The 264-nt window shown below is 53.8% G+C and carries 1 rRNA gene; it reads left to right on the top strand.

Annotated elements, in window-relative coordinates:
* Positions 1 to 264: ribosomal RNA gene (locus tag M8006_RS17925) — 16S ribosomal RNA — on the top strand; the annotation flags it as partial.

Below are 264 nucleotides of genomic sequence, written 5' to 3'. Positions count from 1 at the left end.
CTGGGGAGTACGGCCGCAAGGTTAAAACTCAAATGAATTGACGGGGGCCCGCACAAGCGGTGGAGCATGTGGTTTAATTCGATGCAACGCGAAGAACCTTACCTACCCTTGACATCGACAGAAGCCGGAAGAGATTCTGGTGTGCCTTCGGGAACTGTCAGACAGGTGCTGCATGGCTGTCGTCAGCTCGTGTTGTGAAATGTTGGGTTAAGTCCCGTAACGAGCGCAACCCTTGTCCTTATTTGCCAGCGGGTAATGCCGGGA

Source organism: Halomonas llamarensis (assembly GCF_023555005.1).
In the GTDB taxonomy this organism is placed as follows: domain Bacteria; phylum Pseudomonadota; class Gammaproteobacteria; order Pseudomonadales; family Halomonadaceae; genus Vreelandella; species Vreelandella llamarensis.
This window is presented reverse-complemented; position numbering and strand designations above follow the sequence as displayed.